This window comes from Mesorhizobium sp. M1D.F.Ca.ET.231.01.1.1 (assembly GCF_003999155.2).
GTDB lineage: Bacteria > Pseudomonadota > Alphaproteobacteria > Rhizobiales > Rhizobiaceae > Mesorhizobium.
Window position 1 is genome coordinate 38,939 of the sequence record NZ_RZOZ02000005.1, and the last position, 21,073, is coordinate 60,011.

The following is a 21,073-nucleotide window of genomic DNA, read 5'->3' on the forward strand; positions in this document are numbered from 1 at the left end:
CGGAACGGATCTTTCGCCATCTGTCTGCTCAGATCGTCACGGCGATGTACTTCGCCTCCATGAATTCGGCTATGCCATGTTTCTGGCCGCCTTCGCGACCCAGCCCGCTTTGCTTGACGCCGCCGAAGGGCGCCGCCGGATCCGACATCAGGCCGCGATTGAGCGCGATCATGCCGGACTCTATCATCGACGCCACACGCATGCCCTTCGCCAGGTCGCGTGTGTAGATATAGGCGGCCAGGCCGTATTCGGTATCGTTCGCCCTTGCGATTGCTTCCGCCTCGTTTTCGAAGCGGCCGATAGGAGCCACGGGGCCGAATATCTCCTCATGCGCCATTGCCGCGTCAGCCGGCACGTCGCGAAGCACAGTCGGCGGATAGAAGTAGCCTCTGCCTTCAGGGGCAGCTCCGCCGCACAGAAGCTTCGCACCGCGGGCGACTGCGTCCTGGACGAGCCGATCGATCTTGTCGACAGCCTTCCTGGTGATCATCGGCCCGCAATCGGTTTCTGAGTCCGTGCCCGGGCCGATATTGAGCGCCGCCATGCGTTTGCGCAGTCCCTCCGCGAAAGCGTCATGGATGCCCGCCTGGACGTAGAGCCGATTGGCGGCCGTGCAGGCCTCGCCGGCATTGCGCATCTTGGCGATCATGGCGCCATCGAGGGCGGCCTCCAGATCGGCGTCGTCGAAGACGATGAACGGCGCATTGCCGCCAAGCTCCATCGAACAGGAGATGACGTGTTTTGCCGCTTCGGCAAGAAGCACCCGGCCAACGCCGGTCGAGCCGGTGAACGAAAGCTTCCGCACCCGCGCATCAGCCAGCATAGCCGCAGTCAGCGGCCCTGGTTTCGAGGTGGTGATGACGTTGACGACGCCAGGCGGCACGCCGGCCTCTTCGTAGAGAGCGGCAAGCGCGTAGGCTGTCAGCGGCGTCTCGCTGGCGGGCTTCAGGATCACCGTGCAGCCGGCTGCGAGCGCCGGCGCGATCTTGCGTGTCGCCATTGCCGCCGGGAAGTTCCACGGCGTTATCAGAACGCAGACGCCAATAGGCTGGTAGTCGACCACGATGCGGTTTGCGCCCGACGGCGCAAGGCCGAACTCGCCGCCGATACGAACCGCTTCCTCGGCGTTCCAGCGGAAGAACTCAGCCGCATAGGCGACTTCGCCGCGCGCATCGCGCAGGGCCTTGCCGTTCTCCAGGGAAATCAACGCAGCCAAGATCTCCGCACGTTCGGTCATCAGCTCGAAGCAGCGCCTCAGGATCTCGGATCGCCTGCGCGGCGGGGCCTCGCGCCAGCTCGTCGCTGCCTCGGCCGCCGCCTCGACCGCGGCTGCGGCGTCGGCGAGCGTGGCGTCGGGAACCGCCGCGATCACGGCCTCGGTCGAAGGATCGACCACTTCGATGACAGAGCCGTCGGATGAGGGTCGCCATATCCCGCCGATGTAGAGCCCATGCGAAAACGCAGCGTATTCAGACATGTCAGAATCCTGGTCGATCAGGTCTATCGAAATGTTCATGGGGTTCAGGCTCCATCCCTCACATCGTCGCGGCGGCCATGTCGCCGTCATAAGCAGCCCTGACCAGGCGCCGCATCGCGGCCAGGTCGAACGGGCGGGGATTGTTCTTGATCAGTCGGTCGATGCCGAACGCCTGCTCGGCCGTCCAGTCGATCTTGTCCTCGGGAAGGCCGAGGTCGGCCAGCGTGGGTGTAATGCCGATGGCATTGAAGAGTCGCGCAACTTCCTTGATCGTGGCATCCGCCAGCTGAACGGCGTTGCGATCCTGGCGAGGCACGCCGAGGGCGCCGCCAAGTTCGGCAATCTCTTGCGTTGCGGCCGCAAGATTGTAGCTCATCACATACGGAAGCATCGTGGCGACGCCCAGCCCGTGCGGCGTGTGGGTGAGCGCGCCGACCGGATACTGCACGGCGTGGGCAGCGGCGGTCCCCGCGGTGCCGAAGGCGCAGCCCGCGGCCAACGCCCCCATCATGACATCTGCGCGCGCGTTCTCGTTCGACCCGTCACGATAGGCCGCCTCGAGGCTGCGGCCCAAAAGCCTGATCGCCAGCAGGGCGAAATGATCGCTCAGCGCGTTCTTTCCAATGAAGACATGTCGCTGCGGCAGATCGGCATCGGCACCGCGTTTTGCCGCAGTGAACGCTTCGATCGCATGCGTCAGCGCGTCGGCACCAGCGATGGCTGTCAGGGAGGGCGGGCAGCTCGCCGTCAGGTCCGGATCGCAAAGCGCAACCGCAGCAATGAGATGCGGGCTGGAGATGCCGACCTTGAGCGTCCGCTCCGGGTCCGAGATCACGGCGACCGGGGTCACTTCGGAGCCGGTGCCGGCCGTGGTCGGCACCGCTATCAACGGTAGGGTAGGGCCCGGCACCTTGAATTCACCATAGTAGTCCTGGAGCTTGCCGCCATGGCTGAGCAAAAGCGCGGCGCATTTGGCCATGTCGAGGCAACTGCCGCCCCCAATGCCGATCACCACATCCGGCTTGAAGCTCCTCGCCTCCGCGATGCAGGCGCCGACGCTGTCGCGCGGCACGTCGGGCAAGGTTCGATCGTAGACGAGCGTGGCGACCCGGGCAGCTTCCAATCCGGCGAGGATTTCGGTGAACTCGGACGTCCTGGCCAGGCGTTCGTCGGTGCAGATGAGTGCGCGCCGGCCATAGCGGCCGGCAACGGCGGGCAGGGCGTGGCGCTGGCCTTTGCCGAAGAGAATTTCGCGCGGCAGCCGCGCGGCTGCAAACAAGGTCATGGACTGGGCCTTTCGAAAAGGTGGCTGGCTGAGCTTTCGTTCGTTGCAGAGCCTCATCCAGCCGAGAGAGGCCCGGTTTCCCAGAACTTCGCTTTCGTGCCGATCTGAGCCGGTAAGGCGCAGCTGGCGTTACAAGGTGTTAGCTCATCCCATATCCTCTATAAAATCGTATAGGATATAGTATTGTATCGGCCGAACCATCGTGTTAAGGCTTGCTCCTGTCAAGAGGCAAAACGATGCAAGACACCGGTCTGACCGTTGACAACGCAGCCCGTCCGGGCGGCCGCATCCAGCGGGCCAACAGTCTGGCCGGGGATGTCTATGAGGCGATCTTCGCGCAGTTGATGTCGCTGAGGATTCCCCCGGGATCGCGGATCACCGTCGACAATCTGGTCAGGGAATTCGACGTCTCCCACACGCCTATCCGCGAAGCCCTCGGCAGGCTGGAAGGTGAAGGGCTGGTGGTGAAGACGCATCTGATCGGCTACCGCGCCGCCCCGCAGATCACCCGACGCCGGTTCGACGAGCTCTACGAGTTGCGCCTTCTGTTGGAACCCGCCGCTGCGGCCAAGGCCACGGCAACGCTGGATGAGGAGCGCCTCGCGATCCTGCGGGAAGCGGCCGGCGTCATGGCGCGGGGGGTAGGAAGAGATGAGCGCCTGCGCTATTCCAACTTCGCGCGGCAGGATGCGATCTTTCACGACAAGATCATGGAGTTCGCTCAGAATGAACTCATCCGCGAGACGCTGAGCCACCAGCACACCCACTTCCACATCTTCCGCCTGATGTACCACTCGCGGGTCACCGAAGAGGCGCTGGATGAGCACGAGGCAATTCTCGCTGCCTTCGCGGCGGGCGATGCGGGCGCCGCCGGGAAGGCGATGCGCGTGCATATCGAGAATTCGCGGGACCGGCTCCTGCCGGCCTTCGAGTGACCTTCATGCCCATCTCCGCTCGCCTTGAAAGGGACCGCGCTGTTGCGCCGGCCCGCCGGTTGCGCCCGTGCGGCGCGCCGAAGGCGTTTCCAGGCAGTGCGGAGGCGGCGCCTTGGCATCTCCAAAATCGAAAGGAAAAGTCATGCCAGCCAAGAAGATACTGATGCTGACCGGTGAGTTCACCGAGGAATACGAGATCTTCGTATACCAGCAGGCGATGGAGGCAGTAGGCCACACCGTCCACGTCGTCTGCCCGGACAAGAATGCCGGCGACCTGATCAAGACCTCGCTCCACGACTTTGAGGGCGACCAGACCTACACCGAGAAGCTCGGTCATTACGCGCTGATCAACAAGACGTTCTCCGACGCGGAGAAGCAGCTCGACCAGTACGACGCCGTCTATTGCGCCGGCGGCCGCGGACCGGAGTACATCCGCACCGACAAGCGCGTTCAGGCGATGGTGCGCCATTTCCACGAAACCAGGAAGCCGATCTTCACGATCTGCCACGGCGTGCAGATCCTGATCGCGGTCGACGGCGTCGTACGCGGAAAAAAGGTCGGCGCGCTCGCGGCCTGCGAGCCGGAAGTGACGCTCGCCGGCGGCACCTACATCGACTTGTCGCCAACCGAGGCGTATGTCGACGGCACAATGGTTTCGGCCAAAGGCTGGACCGCTCTTGCAGCCTTCATCCGGGAATGCCTGAAGGTGCTCGGCACGGAAATCCAGCACGGCTAGAAAAGAGGTCGTGAGTGCTTGGAGCGGGTCTCATTCCTGGAACCCATCAATCCAAGCACGGCACCCCGGTCGAGACGCTCTTCACGTCAGATCCGGATCGACAGGTGAAGAGTGTCTTAGATGGCTGGAAATGGTGGCCAGCTCCAGCCTTGATGCCGTCACGGCCTTGTCGAGCGCCGGCGCCAGGAAATATCCCGGGGAAGGGGACGCCGGCGTCTTCGACTGGGCAATCCTTCCTTCGCTACGCCACGCGAACCACTTCACCGGCCGAAGCTCCTGAAGCACGTCGACGCAGCGGATTCAGGCGACGCGCTTTAAGCCATTGATTTCAAGCATGTCGTTATCCCGAAACCGGCCCCACTTCGGGAGACATGCTCTAAATATTTGTTTTTACGCATTCCGGACGGAAAACCGTTACACACTTTTCCTGGAATTGCTCTAGGTCTTTGTGAGTTCCAATTCGCGAACCGGACCATGGTCACAAGAGCTTTTTCCGATTGGCGGCACGGTGCGCCCGCAAGCCAGGTAAGTTCCAGAAATCAGGAACACCATCAGCGTTGAATCGAGAATGTCGTGGCCGACAAGGATGCCGCTCAGCCCGCCAACAAGGTACACTATGACGGTGACGACGATCATCGTCGCCCCGAACCGCTCCAGCGGATCGGCACTGAAACGCAGCACTCTTGTCGCGTTCCAGATCGCGACGACGAAGATCGCCGCCAGTGCAGTTGCGCCTACAAGTCCAGCCTGCACCAACGCAGTCAGAAAGCCGTTGTGAAAATGGTTGAAACCTTGGCTCAGCCCAAAGTGCTTCTTGAATCCCTGCCTTGAAAGCCCTCGACTCGCGGAAATGCCGTGGCCGAAAAGCGGGGCCTCGCGATATGCCTCGAGCCCTATGTCCCAGAGCCCAACGCGCAGTCCGAGCGGGGTGGAATGATCGCCTTTGGTGACAAGGGCATCCCAGTCGTCAAAAAGGACATGAGTGCGATCCACGATGATCGGGGACGTCATTGCGGCGGTCAGCAGGCTCGCGGCTCCGGCCACCACCAGAAACCGCCTCATATTCGCCCGAGCGAACCTTTGGCGATTGATTGCGAGCACGGCAACAACCGCGATCAACAGGGCCACCCAAACCATGCGCGAGCCCGAATAGAGGGTCGCCACGACGCCGGCGAGCGCGGCGACGATGAGTGGTTCCCAGGCCTTCTCCAACCCCGACAGGGCGCCTGCAAGGCATATCACCACGGCAAGACAGGTGACCGTCGCAAACACGATCGGATTTCCGGCTCCGCCTTCGGCCCGGAGCATGCCGATCCAGTAATATTGGACGACGGCCAGGACCAGCGCGCCCGCACAGGCCGCCGCGCTGGCGAGCACGGCAAGGCGGGCAAGGGCCGCCTTATCGGTGATGCTCCAGGTCGAATAAGAGATCGGGAACAACAACAAGGTGATCAGCGGCAGGAAATACGCAACGTCGACCCGCAGCGTACCATTGACGATCGATGCCAAAACCATCGCCGCGCAATAGGCATAGATTGCAATGGTCATGGCAACCATCGGCCGGTCGATGTTCAAGCGGCGTCGCCCGGCGGCCAGCAGCACCACCGACCAGAGGGCGCCACCATGAAAAACGAAGCTCACCACCGATCCGAGCACCGGCGGCGAAAAGAAACAGACCATCGAGAAGTAGAGGTTGATCTTTTCGGCCGTGAGGTGGCGCCGGAGCGATGTAAGCGGATTCAATGCCTTGCTTTGCAATCTCTTAGGTTGCGTGCAGATCTACTCAATGATCCCCGCTTACCCTGGCCCCTGTCCCGGAGCCGGTATAGCCCCTAGTTCCGGCATCCGATAGTGCGATTCCATTGTGCTCGCCATCCGGCCGCAACGGGCGGACAGTGCAAAAATGAAACCGTTTGAGCTTGCGCTTGCTCAAGCCGCGGCAGCAGCCGAGGCTCCCTGGTGCGCTTCCCGCCATGATTGGAACATCAGCACGTCCCAAAGCAGATACTGGTTGTTGCGATGTCCGGAAAGATGCTCGGACCAGGCGCGCCGGATCGGCTTCGACCGGAAAAAGCCATCCTCCTGCAATCGGCGCTCGTCCAGCAGCGCCTCCGCCCAGTCGCGGAGGGCACCGCGCAACCAGGCATCTATAGGCACGCCGAAGCCCATCTTTGGACGTTCGACAAGCGCCTGAGGAACATGTCTGTAGAGCAGTTGCCTGAGCGGCCACTTGGTTTGCCCGCCGGTCCGCAGAACGGAAAGCGGCAACGAAAGCGCAAAGCTTACAAGGCGATGGTCGAGAAGCGGCACGCGGGTTTCAAGGCCGATGGCCATTGCCGCACGGTCGACCTTTACCAGAATGTCATCCGGCAGATAGCTCATCGTGTCGAGATACATCATCCGCTCGACGTTGCCCGGCAAATCCGGAAGGGGTTCAAGCCCCGTCAGCATCGTCGGCGGCTCAGCCGCACCGAGAACGATATCCGCGGGCTCCCAGTGCGAGCAGAGGCGACGATAAACATCGTCTAAGCTTCGCAGCGAAAGGACCGAGGCGGCCTTGTGGATCTTGTCGCCCACACGCTGGCGGCGCATGCGCCGCGGCAGGAGCGGCATGATCCCGCCTGCGACATTGTCATAGAGACCCGCGGACGGCAGCGTGGCCAAGCTCGCCGACACAAGGCGCAACCCGATCGGGATCCGGGAAAGCCTGTTCCAGAAAGCATCGGCAAGCGCGTAACGCGTGTAGCCCGAAAACAGCTCGTCTCCGCCGTCGCCCGACAGCGCGACCTTGACACTGCCACGCGCCAACTTGGACACCAGGAACGTCGGGATCTGCGAGGAGTCCGAGAAAGGCTCGCAATAGATGCCGGGCAGCTGCGGCACGACGTCGAGCGCGTCGCGCTCGCTAAGATAAAGTTCGGTATGATCGGTGCCGAGCCGGCGCGCCACCTGCTGGGCGTGGTGCGCCTCGTTGTAGCCTGCTTCGTTGAATCCGATCGTGAACGTCCGCACCGGCCGCGAGCTGATCGACTGCATGACCGCCACGATCGCGGAGGAATCGATGCCGCCCGAAAGAAAGGCGCCGAGCGGCACGTCGGCGATCATCTGCCCTTCGAGCGCCTGGCGAAGATGACGCTCGAGGCCGTCGACCGCCTCTTCGGGACTCCCTTGAAAAGGATCACGCCGGCCCCGTTCGGCGACTTCCCTGGCGCTCCAATAGCTCTCGACGCGCGGCTCGCGCATAGGGTCGGAAAGGACGAGAAACTCGCCGGGCCTTAGTTTGCGGATGCCCTGATAGATGCTGTAAGGCGCGGGGATGTAGTTGTGGCGCATCAACAACGCCAGCGCATTGCGGTCGATCTCCGGGCGCCAGTTGGGAAGCGGGCTGAATGCCTTGATTTCGGAGGCGAAAGCGAACGCCTTGCCGACACGCCCGTAGTACAAGGGTTTTTCCCCCAGGCGATCGCGGCCGAGGACGAGCGTTCTCTCCAGCCGGTCCCACAAGCCGAAAGCGAACATGCCGACGGCCAGTTCGAGGGCCTTTTTCAGACCCAGCTCTTCGATCGCAGCCAGCAAGACCTCGGTGTCGGAATGCCCGCGCCAGGCATGAAGGCCATGCTTGCGATCGAGGAGCGTGCGCATCTCGGCGTGGTTGTAAATTTCTCCGTTGAAGACAATGACGTAGCGACCACCATGCGAGGTCATCGGCTGCGCGCCTGCCGACGACAGATCGATAATCGCCAGTCGGCGCTGACTGAGAGCGACGCCGGCCTCGGCATCGGTCCAGACGCCGTCCCCATCCGGACCGCGATGCCGGATCATGTCGGCCATGCGGCGCACGGTGGAGGCGCCGCTGACCGTCGCGGCCGCTCCTCCTACAATGCCGACGATACCGCACATACGGCGTCACTGCTCCATGATGGCCAGCCCGAGATTTGCTCTCTATGCCGCGAGATCAGATAGAGGAAAACCAAGTATCTATAAATCGATTCGCTCGAAACACCATTCACCGCAGCCGGTGCCGAAAAGACCAATTCCAGGCGTTACATTGAAGCGCTGCTTCGTGCGAAACCCAAGCTTTTCGACGGTCGTCTCCAACTCGTTGGCCGAAGTGGATTGATAGGGATATCCACCGAGCCAATCGTCGACATCTGCCAGGAACTCCATGCCGCGGCGCGCGCGATAGTTCTTTACAAAAGAGATCGGGTCCCCGTGACGCAACGTTCTCGCCAGGATGTAGGCGGGAACAAAGAGTGCCTTTACGGGAGCGCGCAGCCACCGATGGGAGGAGTACAGCCGTTTTTCGACGGTCCACAGTCCGCAAAGAGGTGTCTTCAGGTAGATCGCAAGGCCAAAACGTCCCCCGCGGCCGACGAGACCGGTCGCGTTGCGCATCGCTGCCCACATGTCCCCGGTGTGATGCAGGACGCCCCAGGAATAGACGATGTCGAATGTCCCCGATGGAAGCGATCCCTTGTCGAGGATATCGGCTCGCTCCACGCTCCATTCGGCTACCGGCGCGAACCGAGAAAGGACGGCTTTTGTCGTTTCGACGCAGTCGGTGTCGTAGTCCAGCGCCAGGACCTTCGCCGCTCCAAGTCGAAGGGCGGCCGCCGAGTGCAAACCCGACCCGCAGCCGATATCCAGAAAGGTCTTGTCCTTCACATCGCCGACGAGGCGGCGAAGGTCCTGGCAGGCGCGGTCCAGGTGCTCCTGCTCGAAACGCGCGGCGAGCTCGGACCAGTTGCGGCCGAAATCATAGCGTGCGTTCATGGACCTTCACCTGCCGTGCCGCCGAAGCTGCCGATCATACCCGATAGAATTCCCGATACCATTTCACGAAGCGCGGGACCCCGATCTCGATCGGGATCTTCGGTTTGAATCCAGTCGCCTCCTCGAGCGAGCTGACATCGGCGGACGTCGACGGAACGTCGCCCGGCTGGATCGGCATCAGGTTGCGGTTTGCCTTGCGCCCGAGCGCGTCTTCCAGCACCTCGATCAGCCGGTTCAGTTGAACGGGCGAATTGCCGCCGATGTTGTGGATCCTGAACGGAGCGTTGCTGGTTGCCGGATCCGGCGCGGCGCTTTTCCAATCCGGGTTGGGCGTCGCGGGCTGCCGCATGACGCGGACAATGCCTTCAACAATGTCGTCGATATAAGTGAAATCCCGCTGCATGTTGCCATAGTTGAAGACGTCGATCGGCTCGCCGGCGAGGATGGCCCTGGCGAAGATGAACAGAGCCATGTCCGGCCGTCCCCAGGGACCATAGACGGTGAAGAAGCGCAGTCCCGTCGTCGGCAGTGCGAACAGATGGCTATAGGTGTGCGCCATAAGCTCGTTGGCCTTCTTGCTTGCCGCATAGAGGCTGAGCGGATGGTCAGCCGAATCGTGAACGGAGAACGGCATTCGTGTACTGCCGCCATAGATCGAACTGGAGGAGGCATAGACCAGATGGCCAACCGAGGCGTGCCGGCATCCTTCGAGGACATTGAGAAAGCCGCCGAGATTGCTTTCCGCATAGGCGTGCGGATTGGTCAGCGAATAGCGCACGCCGGCTTGAGCCGCGAGATTGACGACGATCCCCGGCGCGGCCGACAGAAACAGCGCCGCAATACGGTCGCGCTCCGTGAGATCGACATGCTCGAACCGAAAGTTCGGGAACCTGTTCAGCCGGTCGAGCCGCGCCCGCTTCAGGGTGACGTCGTAGTACTCATTCATGGAATCCAATCCAACGACCTGCCGGCCGTCGGAGAGCAGTCTCTCGCAGAGATGAAAACCGATGAAACCGGCCGCGCCGGTGATCAGAATTGGCCTGCTTGATGTCACGGCTTATCCCCAGCGTCGATTTCTGGCCGAGCCTCACAGGCTCCAATATTTTATCGTGCCAGGAATTTCATTCGGCTTGAAGGCAGACTTGATGTCGAACAGCGTTCCACCTGGTCTGATCATCTCAAAAATGCGGGACTTCCCACCCTCGAGATAATGCTTGTGAGGAACCGCCAGAACAAGCGCCTGCAGATCTTTTATTTCCTCGATCGGCAGGATTGTTTCGCCATGGTCGCGTCGAGCGGTTTCGGCATCGGCAAGCGGGTCGTGGACTTTGGGGACAATGCCGAATTGCCGCAGTTCCCTGACCATGTCGAAGACGCGGCTGTTGCGCAAATCCGGCACGTCCTCCTTGAAGGTCAGCCCGAGAACGCCGATGGAAGCTCCCTTGACGGGCATGTCCGAGCGGATCAGCTGCTTGACGACCTGTTGGGCAACGAAGGCTCCCATGCCGTCGTTGATGCGACGGCCGGCTAGGATGATCTGCGGGTGGTATCCCTCAGCCTCTGCCTTGGCGGTCAGATAGTATGGATCGACGCTGATGCAGTGGCCACCCACGAAACCCGGCTTGAAGGGAAGAAAGTTCCACTTTGTCGACGCGGCATCGAGAACATCCTGGGTCCGGATGTCGAGCCGCTCGAAGATCATTGCCAATTCATTCATCAGCGCGATGTTGAGATCGCGCTGGGTGTTCTCGATCACTTTCGCTGCCTCGGCCACCTTGATCGAGGGGGCGCGGTAGACACCGGCATCGATGATGCGACCATAGGTATCCGCCACGCGCTCCAGCGTCTCGGTGTTCTCGCCGGAGACGACTTTGACGATCCGTTGCAGCGAGTGTTCCCGATCGCCAGGGTTGGCTCGTTCGGGCGAATAGCCAAGCGTGAAGTCATCAGGGTGCCTAAGGCCCGAAATCCGCTCGATGATCGGCCCGCAGAAATCTTCCGTCACGCCTGGATAGACCGTCGATTCGAAAACGACGACCGCGCCCTTCTCAACCGCTTCGCCGACAAGTTCGGAGGCCAACTTCAGGGGCGCGAGATCGGGGGCGCGGTTGTTGTCGATAGGGGTCGGCACGGCGACAATGAAGAACGTCGCGCCTTTCAACATCTGTCGGTCGGCGGTGAGGACGATCGACGTTTCCTTGAGCGACGTTGCGTCGACCTCTCCCGTGCGATCGATGCCGTCGCGCAGTTCGGTGATGCGACGTTCGCTGATATCAAACGCAATCGTTCCCGGGAAAACCTTTCCAAAGGCGACAGCTACCGGCAAGCCGACATAGCCTAATCCGATTACAGCAATGCGTTCGGACATCCGCGGATTTCCTCAGGTCATCGATCAGTCGAGGCGCTTTTATGGCAGGCGGTGTTTCAATTCAACGATGCGCCGTTGCGAAGGCAGAAGTCTCCACTCAAAAATGGTCCGCGACCATGCTTGCGCCGCTCATGCGCTCTCATGCCGATCGATGTTGTGGATAACATGCGTCAGGATTGGGTTTCGGGCGTCGAAAACCTACAAGGGGCGAATGGCCTGAAGCGATCAGCCCAAGAATTGAACGCATGAACCGTATCGTCGTTGTCGTCAGCGAACCAAGGTCCCTTGCAACCACGCGGGGGCATTTTCTTCTTGCGCTGCGCCTTGCAGGATACGAAGTTCACGCCCTGGCCCCATTCGATGCGATGACCGTTCGTTGGCTGACAGAAAACGGCATCCGGTTCCATCCATTGCCGATGGAGCGCGCCGCTGTTGCGCCGCTCGGCGACACGCTTTTGGCCTTTCGGCTCTACAGGAAGATACGAAAACTCAAGCCTCGGATCGTGCTGGCCTGCGCGATCAAGCCAATCGTCTACGGCGTACCCGCGGCATTGATCGCACGGGTGCCGCGCCGGCACGCGCTTGTCACCGGTCTCGGCTATGCGTTCACGGACCGGCACAAATCGCTGCGCTGGCGGGCCGTCAACGCCGTGGCTCGGCTGCTTTATGCCGCCAGCCTGCGTGCGGCCACCACGGCCACCTTCCAGAATGACGACGACCGCGATGATTTCCGTCGACTGGGGCTTCTCGGACGGACACCAGCCAACGTCGTCAACGGTTCAGGGGTCGACCTGGAGCGCTTCCAGGTGGCGCCTCTCCCGCACAAGCCGCGATTTCTGATGATCGCGCGCCTGCTTCGCGACAAAGGCCTCGCGGAATATCTGGCCGCGGCGAGACTGGTGAAGGCGGTCCGGCCGGAGGCTTGTTTCGACCTGGTCGGTGACACGGATCCCAACCCCGCGGGATTTCCGGTTTCGGAGGTTGAAGCAGCCGTGGCGGACGGAACGATTCACTATCACGGGGCCGTCGAAGACGTTCGCGGGGTGATCGCCGATTCGCGTGTTTACGTGCTTCCGTCCTACCGTGAGGGCACCTCGCGCTCGGTTCTGGAGGCGATGGCGATGGGCCGCCCGGTGATCACGACGGATGCGCCGGGTTGCCGCGCGCCGATTGTTCCCGGGGTGAACGGCCTGCTGGTGCCGGTCGGCGCCACGGCCCCCCTGGCGGAGGCGATGATCCGCCTGATCGACAATCCGGATGAGGCCGAAAGCATGGCCAGGAACAGCCGGAGGATCGCCGAACAGCGCTACGATATTCAGAAGGTGACCGCTCATATGATGGAAATCATCGAAGCCGGGCAGCGGGCCGCAGAATGACGGTTCAAGGCAATTCAGCGGCCGACCGATACGAGTTCGGAGCCAATTGGGCTGCGTTCATCGACAGGCACTGAGGGTGGTCGTGGAATTTGCCATCAATCAGCGAACGTATTCGGAAGGTCTGATTACTAGCCCGTGACGGTATCCACTGGTGAAGCTTTACGCGCAGTAATTTTCAGATTCGAAGAGCAGCAGCCAAAGGAACTAGGCGATATGATCGCCGGTTTTTGTCCATATATGCGGCCGGCCGTTTTCAACCGTCACGATCTCATCGCAATTTTCAACCGTCGTAAAGCGATGAGCAATGATCAGCACCGTCAGGTCGGCCGGCAGTTCCCAGACTGCCTCCATAACAGCGGCCTCAGTGTCCGTATCAAGCGCGCTCGTGGCTTCGTCAAAAACAAGCAGGGACGCCTGTCTGTACAACGCTCGAGCAATGCCGATCCGCTGGCGCTGGCCGCCCGACAGACGGACGCCACGCTCGCCAACCCGTGTCTCATACCCCTGAGGAAGACTCTCGATGAACTCAGCCAAAGCGGCCTGCTGCGCCGCGTTGCGAACGCGATCATGGTTGATGTCGGCGGGGTCGAGGCCAAAGGCAATATTCTCGGCGATCGAGGCGTCGGTCAGGAAGATACTTTGCGGCACATGGGCGATCTGTCTTTGCCAGGCACGCCGCGTGGTTCCATCCAATAGTTGTCCATCGATCTCGATTGCTCCGCTGGTCGGCTCGAGCAGGCCCATCACTAGATCGACTGTCGTGCTCTTTCCGCTGCCCGTCTTGCCGACAAAGCCGACTTTTGTACCCTTGACGATCGTGAGGCTGAAGTGTTCGATCACGGGACGCTCGTCAGGCCCGTATTGGAACGATAGATTCTTCAATACTATTGCCCTATCGAACGGCAAACGCTTCGGTGGAGATTGGTGCGCATCTACCGGGAGGGGTGCCTCGATGGCCTTGAGAACTACCTCAACACCAGCGATATTGCCGAGTATAAGCGCCCAATTCGCATAGATCAGTTGCATCACGGGAACCAGGCGCTGTGCACCAAGAACAAATGTTCCAAGCATTGGCAACACCTGACCAGCGTTGTTGGTTCGGCTGATCAGAATATAAGCAAGCGTCGCGATGATAACCATACCGATGGCTTCGATCGCGAAGCGCGGCGTGGCAGCAGCTAGTGCGTTGGTCGAGTAAGCGTGCTGCAAGTGCCTGTCGAGTTCTTCGAAGCGGGAGAGAAAGTAGGGCTGTGTGTCGTTGATGATGACATCGCGAATGCCGCCCAACCCCTCTTGTACCGCACGAATATCTTCTGCTTGCATTCGTTCGATGGTTCGCGCATTCGTCTTTAGATGCTTGCGAATGAAGAGAGACATACCGAGGTAGGCTGTTCCTATCCCGGCAAAAATCACAAATGTGATAAAGGAACTCAAGACAAACATCGCAGCGACGACGAAAACACTGATGATCGACCCACTTACTGCCTGAAGAAATGGAAGGAGCACATTCATGTTTATGATGTGGACCTGCCGAAGTGTCGCCAACACAGAACTTGAGCTATTCGAAAGGTGATAGCTATAAGATTGATAAAGTGCGCGCTTATAAACTCTGACTGCTAGTTCGTGTCCAAGCGAAAATACAAAAGAGTGGATTGCCCGGGCGAGAAGAATGCGTACTGCGCCAGCAATCACCGCCACCGCCGAAAAAAGAAGCAGCAATGGCAGGAAGTTGTCGCTGGACCCCGCCAGACCCAATCCCTGCAACTGACGCGAAACTAATGATTGATCGCCGACGGCATTGGGATCCGCAATCCGAGCGAGAAACGGTAAGAGGGCGCCGAGCGTCGCGGCCTCGGCGATCGCGCCGAAGAACATCAGGACGAGAAGGCGGAAAAACTGACGCCGTTGGCGTCTCGACATTTGTACCCACAAGCGCCGAAGCGCGTCGGTCGTAATGCCCAGGTTCCAAGAGCCGTTCAATGCCAAGCTTAATATCCACATTGTTGGCGTGCTCAATGCGCATGTACGGGGGCGGGAGACAAGTCGCAACTGGGGCCAATTGACAATTTGTCATATCTGATCGAGCCAACCGCCATTCGCAAGCTGGACCATTTAGACGCGCTAGCGAACGTGCCAATATGATATGCTGCTTAGTTACTTGAGGAGGAAACGATTCTCAGCCGGAGCCTTGTTTTGGCCATCGATCGGTTTAGGCAGCCCCTAGGTCTCTGGCTGGTTGGAGCTGGAGCAGCATTTCTGCTTTTTGTCGCCGCTTATCCCCTCGGCCTGGTCAGCGCCTATCCGGCACCGCCTATGACGGCAATCGAGGGGCCGCTCGGTTTTGCGCAGAAAATTGGCGACTTGGAGGACCTTTACCGTGACCCGAATGAGCCGATGCAGATCTATCTTGATCGGCTGACCAAGGCTGTCGCAGGGGGAATGGTGCACTATTGGACAGAAGGGGATAGTTGGGCGGCAACCGATGCCCGCTACACGCGGATCAGTGCTTTTGACAACTATTTGATCTGGATACTTGGTCTGGTTCCTGAATATCGTGAAGGGTTTCAAAATTACGAGTTTCTGACTCCTCGAAAGGCCTTGGACCGTGGCTACGGCTTCTGCTCTCAAGTCTCGAAGATTGTCTATTCGATCCTCACCGAACAAGGAATCGACGCGACGATATACAGTGCGGAACAGCATACCATTGTGGAGGCCAACGGTAATGTTCTCGATTCCGATTATGGTGTCTTTATTCCCTATTCTCTTGCTGCCGTAGAAAAGTATCCCTCGCTAATTGACTCCTACTATGCCGACTACGGATCCGCGCTGCCCCTTCTGCATAAAGCGTATAGTCAGCCTTGGCATCCGCTTGGGACCACGGAAGGTTTCCGAAACGTGCTTGCCTATGAGGCGATGTTCGAGCGGCTGAAATGGCTTCCGCCGTTCATGTTGCTGGCTATAGGCCTGCTGTCTGTCGGCAGGTCACGTGCTCGGCGGCAGTTTGTCTTAGTTCCGAAACTTTTTACTTTTAATCGGTCGTCCGATCATGGCGCGTAGGACGCTTCATGCTTGCCTGAATCTGAAGACTATGGCAAGCGACGGTCCTGTGAGATGCCGGCGGCGCGGCGGATGACGCTGCGAGAAGAAGTTTCGATGACCGGTCCTGAACGACGGGAACCTGCAGCCGAGCCCTCTGCAGCACTCGCTGGAGGGCGTCGTCGTGGCGTGCTCTTTGTCATCGGCTCGCTTAGCCTTGGCGGCACGGAGAGCCAACTCGTATTGCTCGCCAAGGAATTGGCGAGACGAGGCTGGAGAGTCGAAGTTTTCGCTCTCACCCGAGCAGCGAATGTACTTGCCGATCCACTGAGCCGTGCCGGCGTAACGGTGTTTTACGGCCGTCACCGACCGAATGCAGCGAGCACTATTTCAAAGACCAAGCCTGGCCTAAAAGAGATGCTGGCTCTCGTGGCGGCGGTCATGTGGCTCTTTAGGCGGGTTGCCCTCGAAAGACCGAGCGTCATCCATGCTTTTCTGCCGCTGGCGAACTTCATGAGCGCTCTGGCCGGACAGGCTGCCTTCGCACGACTCGTTATTACAAGCCGACGCGGTGCCGGCACCCATCAAGAACGGTGGCCATGGCTGAAATGGATGGATCGATTTGCCAATCGGTTCTCCCATGTGGTGGTCGCGAACTCGCATGCCGTCGCGGCTGATACCGCAATGCGCGACGGCTATGATATCAACAAAATAGAGGTGATTCCGAACGGTCTCGATCTCGGCCGCTTCGATGATATCGGCCGCAGCCGGGACGAAACCCGGCACCGGCTTGGCCTTGATCCGAGTGAAATTGGGATCGTCATAGTTGCTAATTTGATTCCGTATAAGGGCCACAAGGACCTGATCGAGGCATTCGCTCGTGCAAGCGAGAAGCGGCCTAACCTGCGGCTGTTCATGGCGGGAGAGGACCGCGGCATCGGACCGCGCCTGGCGGAAGAGGCACAGCGTTTCGGCGTCAGCTCGAAGGTGCATGCGTTGGGAACGCAAAGCGATGTGCCGGGCTTGCTCGCCGGCATGGATGTCGGCGTGATCGCTTCCCATGAGGAAGGCTTTTGCAACGCCTTGATGGAAAAACTTGCAGCAGGGCTGCCTGTCGTCGCTACCAATGTCGGTGGAAATCCGGAGGCGCTCTCCGGCATGTCAGGATGTGTGTTGGTGAAGGCTCACGACCCGGCCGACCTAGCTCGCGGGCTTCTCGCAGTTATCGAGCAATTGCCTGAGCCTGCGGCCGATCGGGAGTTTCGGCGACGGGCGATGCGTGAGCGCTACTCGACGAGAGCTATGGTCGACGCCTACGAACGCATCTACCTTACAGGTTGACGGATGAGCGGGGTTGCCCAGACACGCTCGGATTGCTTGGTGAATTCGGCTAGTTCGCTAAACGCTTTCCTGGTGAATATCTCTGCCGGGTTCTGCGCGTTTACCATTGTAGTATATCAAACTTGGTTCATGCCGTTCTCCTTGCCCTTGTTCGCAGGGCGAGATGAGTATGTGAGGATGGCACTGTACGCTGTCTATTGCGTTGTCTTGGCGGTCTCGATCACCGTTATAGTGGTGCGCCGCGACGTGCGTAAATTTATCTGGCCGCTTGCATTCAGTGCCGCGATGGCAGTCGTACCCATTGCACTGCATCCGATAGGGCTCGTTAACAGGAGCTATCTGATCACTCTTGCACTCGGCGGCTCCACCATCGTCCTGATGCTTGCTTCCGCTCCTTCGATCGCACTGCGGCTCTCTGCGTCGGTCACAGCTCTCAATGCTATTGTTTGTTTCCTAGACATATTTTTCGTCCATGGCTTTACTGGCACCCTGGGCCGCGCGGCTGGTTTAGCAATCAACCCGAATGTTGCCGCAGCCGGACTACTGCTGGGTGCGGCGGCTAGCTACCGTGGTGTAGCCAAGAAATGGCGGGCGAGTTTTCTCGTTCTTGTCGCAGGGGCGCTGGTGGTCACTTTGTCCCGATCGACCCTTCTTGCTGCTGCCGCCACTTTGGCGGCGCCAATTGCTATCAGGATATGGCAACGATATCGAACTGGCTGGCGATTCCAGATCAACAATGCCAGTTGGGCGCGGGCGCTCGCTGTGGCGTGCCTGCTGGTCGGCGTCACTAGCGTTGCATCGATGACGAATCGCTACTTCAGGATAGCTATCGGCGAGTCCTTTGCCGGGGCATTGTCGGTAAGCAGGGCGCTCGACGAAGCAACGAAGGCTGTCGACACACTCGATCGGCGCACATCTGGCGCTGAAATCCCATCTCAGTCGCCTGAGGAAAGTTCATCTGCGGGGATTGCCGCAGCAAAATCCGGGACCGGTTCAGCCCCGCCCGGGGTCGACACAGCTGCCTTATCTCGTCCGCCATCCAACCCCGCGCCACCGTCCGCGGTAAACCAATCCAAGATGCAGGCGTTGGACAAACGTCTAACGGATGAGGGCAAGAGAAATTCGATCTCGGCAAGAGCTCTCTTTCTCGAGCGCGGCCTGCTCGCCTATCGAGAGGGTGGCTTCTTCGGCCGCGGACTTGAGGAGGCGCAAGCGCTTGCCCCTCACAACACATTCGTCCTGTTCGCAGTCGCTTTTGGTCACTTGGGCTGGCTGATCCCGATCGGCCTCGCGGCCTTCGCCTTCTACTTCGTGAGAGAGGCTAGGGACCTTGCCGTCGGCATTGCCGTTATAGGGGTGATGATGACTTCCCATGACCTCTTGCTTACGCCGAGTCTCTTTATTCCGGTCGCTCTCGGAATCGGCGGCATGCTTGCCGCGAGGGTGCCCGCTCAACAGTCCTCGCCGACGCGCAAGAGAACTTCTTGGAGTTTTGCTTCCGGCACAGTTGCAGGCATCGCACTTTTCGCGGCCGCCTGCGTCGCGATCTTCTTCCTCAAACCGCTGCCGGCTGCAGGGCTCTTGGTCGGCCCGCTTTGCTTCATATTCTTAGGCACAATCATCGCTTGGTCTCTAGCGACCCTCTCTTTGTTTCGCCATCCATCTCGTTAGGATCGGGAAGATAGGATTGGTCGCTGACAGCTTGCTGGCGCAAGATCGACAGATCATCTTCAAGTCTCTCGATGATTTTCGGAACGATAAGCCTCGCACCGAAGATTGAGAAGTGGTGTTCGTCGACGTAGAGGGCATGCCCCGCAAGGTCGGTCGCACGGCATTGCATTGCTGGGCAGATGATTTCCAGAGGATCAACAAATTGGAACGTGGAGTGACGGGTTGCAAAAGTCGTGAAGGCCGATTTGAAGGCGGCATGCTCTGCCTTTGAGGCTGTCGGACACGGCAAGGAGAAAAAAGCTGGCCTTAAGTCGCAGATCAGATTGGTGTTGGGAGCGTGTCCAATCAAGATCACCGGACCGCGAAAACCAGCATAGAGCTTGGCAATGTCGTCAAGCATTACCGGAAAAAGCTTCGTCAAGTTGGGCATGTAGATAGGCGCGCCGTCGGCCTTCCGTTCGAGAATGTTCCGATATCCGGGCCAACGCTGGGCATGGATGATGGCTGCTATTCCCCCGGCTTTCAGCCAGCGCGCAGCTTGATCCATCGCGATCCGGCAGTGCTGCGTAACCGCACCCCTGGACTGGCTCTGGAGATCCGCTCCGAAATAGCAACTGCCGGCTTGCGCCAGCAAGAAGTGGAACTCTGTCCCGCCAATCTCTTCAAGAGCGCGCGTGTAATGATCGACATGGGAGTCCCCAACAATCAGGATCTTCGTGGGACTCTCCAGGTTTCCGAACTCACAGAAATCCTCACAGCCAAGTGAGCCCGTGATTGATTCTAAGGTCGCTCGGTCGGCCAGTTCGGCTCCTGCGACAGCAGATGGCGACCGCCAAGGTAAACCGCTCCACATGGAATAGCTGATCAGTGAGAAGGTGAGCAGGCCTACCAACGCGAGCCTGGACGGTGTGACGAAACGACGACTGATACGGTAAGGCTGCTCAACGACGTGATACATCAGGATCGCCAGGACGAGAGACAGCAATCCGACGAGAACGGCTTCGGACGGCAGCAGGGCTCTAAGCAGGCCATATTCGCAAAACACGATCAGAGGCCAGTGAACGAGGTACAGTGAGTAACTGATGCGGCCGAGATACACGGCCGGCCGGTTGCGCAAGGCAAATCCTGCCCATCGCGACCGGTCCGCGTGCAGCACCATCGCCGCTCCTATGGCAGGCACAAGCATGTTCATGGCGGGGACGTGCGATGTACCATTTAAAAAGAGGACGGTGCTGCCGACGACTGCCAACCCAACCAAGGCGAGCAGTTCGTGAACAATCACGGACCGCGGCTTCGGAAGCCACACCAGCGCGGCGCCGAAGGCGAACTCGAATACGCGAAAAGGCGTGTTGTAGAAAACGGTGGCGCGACCATCCGTGATCCAGTCAGCCGCGCGAGTTCGTGAAAACAGCCAAAATGATCCATCTTGGAACGCGAGAATGAGGAAGAAACTGAAGGCGGCGATCGCCAAAACCGGCCAAATCATCCGTCGTGGGAATAGGGCAAGCAAAGCTGAGAGCAACAACGGCCAGATGAGATAGAACTGCCACTCCACGCTCAAGGACCAGGTATGCAACAAGGGTTTCATGCGCACGGCGAGATCGAAGTAGCCGGATTTGTGCCAGAAGAAGATGTTCGAAACGTCGAAGGTCGCAGCCGCGAGTGACTCCGCGAAGCTTTCCAGATGTTGAGGCGCAAACAAAAGAAATGCAGTGACGCATGAAAGCAGCAGAGTCGTAAAGAAAGCTGGCAGGAGGCGGCGAGCTCGGCGAGAGTAGAACTGAGCGAGGCTGAAGTGTCCTGCCTCGATATCGGCCGCAACAATGCGCGTAATCAGAAAGCCGCTGACTACGAAGAACACATCCACTCCGACGAAGCCGCCAGCGAAACCTGAAACTCTCAGATGAAAAAAAAGCACCGCCAAGACGGCGATCGCCCTAAGTCCATCTATGTCCGTGCGATGGACGCCGACCTTGTCAGGCGCCGCAAATGCGGCGGACGGGCGGGAACTGGTTTCTACACGCCACGTCGCGGCGGTCGCTATCGAAAACGGGGCTTGGCCGCTTCGCATCACG

16 protein-coding genes are annotated in these 21,073 nt (G+C 59.7%); 6 read left to right on the forward strand and 10 right to left on the reverse strand.

The window, feature by feature from the left end:
• Positions 1–28: 28 nt before the first annotated feature.
• Together EN874_RS15305 and EN874_RS15310 are read right to left on the reverse strand one after the other, a co-directional pair.
• Entirely contained in the window at positions 29–1,477 is a 1,449-nt protein-coding gene (locus tag EN874_RS15305; RefSeq protein ID WP_245513576.1) for an NAD-dependent succinate-semialdehyde dehydrogenase, read from the reverse strand.
• A gap of 58 nt (positions 1,478–1,535) precedes the next feature.
• Positions 1,536–2,762 (reverse strand): iron-containing alcohol dehydrogenase, encoded by a 1,227-nt coding sequence (locus EN874_RS15310; RefSeq protein ID WP_127425495.1) that lies wholly within the window; start codon positions 2,760–2,762, stop codon positions 1,536–1,538.
• Between the two features lie 236 nt (positions 2,763–2,998).
• Between EN874_RS15310 and EN874_RS15315 the strand changes: the two genes are divergently transcribed.
• Positions 2,999–3,697, forward strand: coding sequence for a GntR family transcriptional regulator (locus EN874_RS15315; RefSeq protein WP_127425496.1), 699 nt, complete (start codon positions 2,999–3,001; stop codon positions 3,695–3,697).
• Positions 3,698–3,839: 142 nt separating this feature from the next.
• Positions 3,840–4,433 carry a DJ-1/PfpI family protein gene (locus EN874_RS15320; protein ID WP_127425497.1) on the forward strand — a complete coding sequence of 198 codons (594 nt, stop codon included), beginning with the start codon at positions 3,840–3,842 and terminating at the stop codon, positions 4,431–4,433.
• An 81-nt stretch (positions 4,434–4,514) separates the two neighbouring features.
• Here the strand turns inward: EN874_RS15320 and EN874_RS15325 are convergent, their stop codons facing one another.
• The 6 genes from EN874_RS15325 to EN874_RS15350 all read right to left on the reverse strand — a co-directional run bounded on the left by EN874_RS15325 (position 4,515) and on the right by EN874_RS15350 (position 11,574).
• Positions 4,515–4,697 carry a hypothetical protein gene (locus EN874_RS15325; protein ID WP_127425498.1) on the reverse strand — a complete coding sequence of 61 codons (183 nt, stop codon included), beginning with the start codon at positions 4,695–4,697 and terminating at the stop codon, positions 4,515–4,517.
• 174 nt (positions 4,698–4,871) lie between these two features.
• A complete protein-coding gene (locus tag EN874_RS15330; RefSeq protein ID WP_127425805.1) occupies positions 4,872–6,176 on the reverse strand; it encodes an O-antigen ligase in 1,305 nt (434 codons plus the stop codon).
• A gap of 186 nt (positions 6,177–6,362) precedes the next feature.
• Positions 6,363–8,333 carry an asparagine synthase (glutamine-hydrolyzing) gene (gene asnB / locus EN874_RS15335; protein ID WP_127425499.1) on the reverse strand — a complete coding sequence of 657 codons (1,971 nt, stop codon included), beginning with the start codon at positions 8,331–8,333 and terminating at the stop codon, positions 6,363–6,365.
• A gap of 78 nt (positions 8,334–8,411) precedes the next feature.
• Entirely contained in the window at positions 8,412–9,206 is a 795-nt protein-coding gene (locus tag EN874_RS15340; RefSeq protein WP_127425500.1) for a class I SAM-dependent methyltransferase, read from the reverse strand.
• Positions 9,207–9,240: 34 nt separating this feature from the next.
• The gene (locus EN874_RS15345; protein WP_127425501.1) at positions 9,241–10,260 is read right to left on the reverse strand and encodes an NAD-dependent epimerase; all 1,020 of its coding nucleotides are present in this window, start codon (positions 10,258–10,260) and stop codon (positions 9,241–9,243) included.
• 33 nt (positions 10,261–10,293) lie between these two features.
• On the reverse strand, positions 10,294–11,574 hold the full coding sequence (locus EN874_RS15350) for a nucleotide sugar dehydrogenase (RefSeq protein ID WP_127425502.1): 1,281 nt from the start codon (positions 11,572–11,574) through the stop codon (positions 10,294–10,296).
• Positions 11,575–11,819: 245 nt separating this feature from the next.
• On the opposite strand from EN874_RS15350, the gene EN874_RS15355 reads away from it, so the two are divergent.
• Positions 11,820–12,950 carry a glycosyltransferase family 4 protein gene (locus tag EN874_RS15355; protein WP_127425503.1) on the forward strand — a complete coding sequence of 377 codons (1,131 nt, stop codon included), beginning with the start codon at positions 11,820–11,822 and terminating at the stop codon, positions 12,948–12,950.
• 204 nt (positions 12,951–13,154) lie between these two features.
• Here EN874_RS15355 and EN874_RS15360 read toward each other — a convergent pair whose 3' ends face one another.
• The gene (locus EN874_RS15360) at positions 13,155–14,936 is read right to left on the reverse strand and encodes an ABC transporter ATP-binding protein (protein WP_245513577.1); all 1,782 of its coding nucleotides are present in this window, start codon (positions 14,934–14,936) and stop codon (positions 13,155–13,157) included.
• 207 nt (positions 14,937–15,143) lie between these two features.
• Between EN874_RS15360 and EN874_RS15365 the strand changes: the two genes are divergently transcribed.
• From EN874_RS15365 to EN874_RS15375, 3 genes are all read left to right on the forward strand, one after another.
• Positions 15,144–16,007: a hypothetical protein gene (locus EN874_RS15365; RefSeq protein ID WP_127425504.1), complete on the forward strand. Its 864-nt coding sequence runs from the start codon at positions 15,144–15,146 to the stop codon at positions 16,005–16,007.
• 72 nt (positions 16,008–16,079) lie between these two features.
• Positions 16,080–17,327: a glycosyltransferase gene (locus tag EN874_RS15370; protein ID WP_168247497.1), complete on the forward strand. Its 1,248-nt coding sequence runs from the start codon at positions 16,080–16,082 to the stop codon at positions 17,325–17,327.
• Positions 17,328–17,504: 177 nt separating this feature from the next.
• Positions 17,505–18,998 (forward strand): O-antigen ligase family protein, encoded by a 1,494-nt coding sequence (locus EN874_RS15375; RefSeq protein ID WP_168247498.1) that lies wholly within the window; start codon positions 17,505–17,507, stop codon positions 18,996–18,998.
• Here EN874_RS15375 and EN874_RS15380 read toward each other — a convergent pair.
• Complete coding sequence (locus EN874_RS15380; protein WP_245513596.1) at positions 18,946–21,069, reverse strand: acyltransferase family protein; 2,124 nt, start codon at positions 21,067–21,069, stop codon at positions 18,946–18,948. The two genes, EN874_RS15375 and EN874_RS15380, sit on opposite strands and share 53 nt — an antisense overlap.
• Between the last annotated feature and the right edge of the window lie 4 nt (positions 21,070–21,073).

Excerpts from the sequence above, each read along its gene's own strand:
- EN874_RS15310 (WP_127425495.1), bottom strand. The coding sequence starts at position 2,762 with ATGACCTTGTTTGCAGCCGCGCGGCTGCCGCGCGAAATTCTCTTCGGC.
- EN874_RS15305 (WP_245513576.1), bottom strand. The coding sequence starts at position 1,477 with ATGTCTGAATACGCTGCGTTTTCGCATGGGCTCTACATCGGCGGGATA.
- asnB (WP_127425499.1), bottom strand. The coding sequence starts at position 8,333 with ATGTGCGGTATCGTCGGCATTGTAGGAGGAGCGGCCGCGACGGTCAGC.
- EN874_RS15355 (WP_127425503.1), top strand. The coding sequence starts at position 11,820 with ATGAACCGTATCGTCGTTGTCGTCAGCGAACCAAGGTCCCTTGCAACC.
- EN874_RS15340 (WP_127425500.1), bottom strand. The coding sequence starts at position 9,206 with ATGAACGCACGCTATGATTTCGGCCGCAACTGGTCCGAGCTCGCCGCG.
- EN874_RS15375 (WP_168247498.1), top strand. The coding sequence starts at position 17,505 with ATGGCACTGTACGCTGTCTATTGCGTTGTCTTGGCGGTCTCGATCACC.
- EN874_RS15380 (WP_245513596.1), bottom strand. The coding sequence starts at position 21,069 with ATGCGAAGCGGCCAAGCCCCGTTTTCGATAGCGACCGCCGCGACGTGG.
- EN874_RS15320 (WP_127425497.1), top strand. The coding sequence starts at position 3,840 with ATGCCAGCCAAGAAGATACTGATGCTGACCGGTGAGTTCACCGAGGAA.
- EN874_RS15370 (WP_168247497.1), top strand. The coding sequence starts at position 16,080 with ATGACGCTGCGAGAAGAAGTTTCGATGACCGGTCCTGAACGACGGGAA.
- EN874_RS15350 (WP_127425502.1), bottom strand. The coding sequence starts at position 11,574 with ATGTCCGAACGCATTGCTGTAATCGGATTAGGCTATGTCGGCTTGCCG.
- EN874_RS15315 (WP_127425496.1), top strand. The coding sequence starts at position 2,999 with ATGCAAGACACCGGTCTGACCGTTGACAACGCAGCCCGTCCGGGCGGC.